Consider the following 2,049-nt stretch of genomic DNA (forward strand, 5'->3'; position numbering starts at 1 on the left):
CCGTTCTTGAGCGTTGGCCGTCAGCCGATCTCGCGTCGCGGCAGCTTCCAGCCCGCACGGGGGTAGTGGCAGGTGTAGCCGTTGGGGTGCTTGACCAGGTAGTCCTGATGCTCGGGCTCGGCCTCCCAGAACGGCCCCGCGGGCGCGAGCTCGGTGACCACCTTGCCCGGCCACAAACCCGAGGCATTCACATCGGCAATGGTCTGCTGCGCCGTGGCCAGCTGCTCGTCCGAGGTGTAGAAAATGGCCGACCGGTAGGAACTGCCGCGGTCATTGCCCTGGCGCCCCGGGGTGCTCGGATCGTGGATCTGGAAGAAGAACTCCAGCAGGTCGCGAAAGCTCGTCTGCGTGGGGTCGAACTCCACCTCCAACGCCTCGGCGTGGGTGCCGTGGTTGCGGTAGGTGGCGTTGGGCACATCGCCGCCGCTGTAGCCCACACGGGTGCGCAACACGCCAGGCAGCTTGCGCACCAGGTCCTGCATGCCCCAGAAACAACCGCCGGCCAGGACTGCTTTTTCGCTCGGGTTCATCGTGATCTCCTTCAAAGTTCTGCCTCAAGGCATTGAACCTGAAGTCGGGTCCGTTCGGCACAGCACAACGGCATTCGGCGTCCGCATCACGCCACCGATCGTCCAGAACCAGGGCGCGATGGACCTACGGCTGACTCAGATGCTCCATCTGCCAAGCGCTGGGCGATTGCCCCGAGGCCCGTTGAAACGCTCGCGCGAATGCGGTGGCATTACCGTAGCCCACCTGAGAGGCCACCGCCTTCACTGCCTGCCCTTGCGCGAGTAGGTTGCGGGCAACCGCCATGCGCCAGTGGGTCAAGTAGGTCAACGGCGGTATGCCCACCACCTGGACAAAGCGCAGGGCAAAGGCAGACCGGGACAGGTGCGCCAGCTCCGCCATGCTGTCAAGCGTCCAGTCGTGCTCTGGCGATTCGTGCAGCATGGACAGCACCACACCCAGACGGCTGTCGACCATGGCCTCCAGCACACCGCCGGACAGCAGTTGCCGATCAATCAGGTGACGCACAAGCACCACGAAGGTGTATTGCAGCAGGCGGTCGATCGCTGCCCGATAACCAAAAGCACGTGCCTCGGCCTCCTCGAACAGCAGCTCTACCGGTCGCTGCAGCGATGACGTGGCGGTCAAGTCAATCACCGTGACGTCCGGCAAGATCATGTCCAGCGGCGGCGCCAATTCACTGAGGGTGGCGCACATCAGGTCCACCCCCTGCGGCCCTGAGCCCTGAACCCAGTGCTCCAACGCGCGGGGAAGCAACAGCACGCTGGGCGCCCGCACGTTCAGCGGCGCAAAGCCCTTGCGCGTCAGTTGCAGCTCGCCGCGACTCAGCAGGTGCATCGTCCCCTGCTTGAGGCCGTCAGCCTCGGATCCCTGCGTCAGGGTACAGAGATTTCCCGAGAAAAACATGCGCGCCGTGGGGGTGAACCGTAACAGCTGGTTCAGCAGAGAGGCGTTCGGCAAGGGAGTGCTTTGGTTCAAGCGCGTGACACCTGTTGTGGGTTAGACCTTGATTATCTTGGAGCTTCCGCCTCTCCTTAGAATGACTGCATGCCCCCCCCGTCCCTTTCGTCCAGCATCTCTCGACACCACCAAGCTCCCGCAGAAATTGAGGGCCAGGCGCTCAGGACGTCAAACTTCCTGCGCCAGGTCATTGAAAAAGACCTCGCCACCGGCACCTACGCCCAGCGCCAATGGGGCGGCGGCCCGGGTGATGCCGCCTTCCACGACGCCGGCCAGCCCGACCCGGCCAAGATCCGCACCCGCTTCCCGCCCGAACCCAACGGCTACCTGCACGTGGGCCACGCCAAGAGCATCTGCCTGAACTTCGGCCTGGCGCGCGACTACGGCGGCGTCTGCCACATGCGCTTTGACGACACCAACCCCGAGAAGGAAGAAAAGGAGTACGTGGACTCCATCCTCGACGCGGTGCAGTGGCTGGGTTTCAACTGGGAATCCAACTTCAACGGCAAGCAGGAAAGCCACCTGTACTACGCGTCGAACTACTTCGACTTCATGTACCGC

The 2,049-nt window shown here is 63.6% G+C and carries 3 protein-coding genes; 1 reads left to right on the forward strand and 2 read right to left on the reverse strand.

The features are described from left to right. Positions 1-20: 20 nt before the first annotated feature. Together msrA and B2W70_RS13080 are read right to left on the reverse strand one after the other, a co-directional pair. A complete protein-coding gene (msrA, locus tag B2W70_RS13075; protein WP_008652077.1) occupies positions 21-530 on the reverse strand; it encodes a peptide-methionine (S)-S-oxide reductase MsrA in 510 nt (169 codons plus the stop codon). Positions 531-654: 124 nt separating this feature from the next. After that, positions 655-1,506 carry an AraC family transcriptional regulator gene (locus tag B2W70_RS13080; RefSeq protein ID WP_052157284.1) on the reverse strand — a complete coding sequence of 284 codons (852 nt, stop codon included), beginning with the start codon at positions 1,504-1,506 and terminating at the stop codon, positions 655-657. Between the two features lie 69 nt (positions 1,507-1,575). On the opposite strand from B2W70_RS13080, the gene B2W70_RS13085 reads away from it, so the two are divergent. Continuing rightward, on the forward strand, positions 1,576-2,049 hold a 474-nt coding region (locus B2W70_RS13085; RefSeq protein WP_286746298.1), incomplete at its 3' end, for a glutamate--tRNA ligase family protein.

The organism is Aquabacterium sp. UBA2148 (assembly GCF_002328915.1).
Classification (GTDB): Bacteria; Pseudomonadota; Gammaproteobacteria; order Burkholderiales; family Burkholderiaceae_C; genus Aquabacterium; species Aquabacterium parvum.

What these genes read in the sequence shown, in the direction of transcription:
- msrA (WP_008652077.1), bottom strand. Translation starts at nt 530, where the DNA reads ATGAACCCGAGCGAAAAAGCAGTCCTGGCCGGCGGTTGTTTCTGGGGC.